1 protein-coding gene is annotated in these 1,228 nt (G+C 66.2%); it reads right to left on the bottom strand.

Annotated features, from left to right (window positions below; translation table 11 throughout):
• Positions 1-29: 29 nt before the first annotated feature.
• Positions 30-1,162 (bottom strand): IS3 family transposase gene (locus tag C666_RS19095; protein WP_086013379.1). Its coding sequence is split into 2 segments (ribosomal slippage): positions 30-907 and positions 907-1,162, totalling 1,134 coding nucleotides; the frame shifts between segments, so codons are not numbered across the junction.
• Positions 1,163-1,228: the final 66 nt, after the last annotated feature.

The following is a 1,228-nucleotide window of genomic DNA, read 5'->3' as shown; positions in this document are numbered from 1 at the left end:
TGACCTGCCCCCACTGGCCGTACCAGTGATTACTGACAAAGCCCGGGGTTGAAGGGTACTGCGTTGTTGGCCTGTTGTGCTCGGTGGTTGGCAGCGAAGCGTGATGGCGGGATGCGACCGCAACTGCTGTGTGGTCGAACCTCGTTGTAGTCGCGTCGCCAGTCGGCGATGACGTCGCGGGCCTGGGCGAGCGAGGTGAACCAGTGCTCGTTCAGGCACTCGTCGCGGAACTTGCCGTTGAAGCTCTCGATATAGCCGTTCTGCATCGGCCTGCCCGGTTCGATCAACAGGTGTTCGATGCGGTGTTGCTGCGTCCAGGCGATGAAGGCGCGGCTGGTGAACTCGGGGCCGTTGTCGGTGCGCACGGCCCGTGGATAGCCGCGGAAGCAGGCCGCCTGATCCAGCATGCGCACGACGTAGGCGCCGCTGATGCCGTGGTCGACCACGATGTCGACGCACTCGTGGCTGAAGTCGTCGGCGACCGTCAGGCACTTGAGCCGGCGCCCATTGGCCAGCGCGTCGCTGACGAAGTCCATGCTCCACACCCCATTGGGCCGGTCGGCTGGCGACAGGGCCACGCGCTCGCTGGCCGGGCGCCTGGCCTTGCGGCGACGGCGCACGGCCAGGTTCGCCTCGCGATACAGGCGATAGACCTTCTTGTGGTTCACGCCCGGGAACTCCGGGCGCAGCAGGTCGTGCAGGCGGCGATAGCCGAAGCGCCGGCGCGCCTGGGCCAGTTCGACGATCCGGGTCGACAGCGCCTGCGTGGCAGGCGTCGGCGCCGGCTCGTGGCGGAAGGCATCGCGGGAGAGCCCCGCAAGGCGGCAGGCCCGGCGCTCGCTCAACTGGGTCAGTTCGAGCATGCGACGGACTGCCTCGCGCTTGCGTTGCGGGGCTAGCGTTTTACCCCGAAGCCGATCTTCAATGCCTCGATGTCCAGGTGAGCCTCGGCCAGCAGCCGCTTCAGCCGGTTGTTCTCGGCTTCCAGTTCCTTCAGGCGCTTGGCGTCCTCGGCCTCCATCCCGCCGTACTTGGCCCGCCATTGATAGAAGCTGGCCGGGCTGAAGCCGTGCTGGCGGCATAGCTCCGATACCGCCATGCCGGCTTCGGCCTGCTTGATGAACCCGATGATCTGCTCGGTGGTGAAACGACTCTTGCGCATGTCCGTCCTCGTAGGTTGACGGACTTTACAGCTTCACGTGGTACGGCCCAGTGGGGGCAGGTCACA

It is taken from the genome of Thauera linaloolentis 47Lol = DSM 12138, from assembly GCF_000310205.1.
GTDB lineage: Bacteria > Pseudomonadota > Gammaproteobacteria > Burkholderiales > Rhodocyclaceae > Thauera > Thauera linaloolentis.
This window is presented reverse-complemented; position numbering and strand designations above follow the sequence as displayed.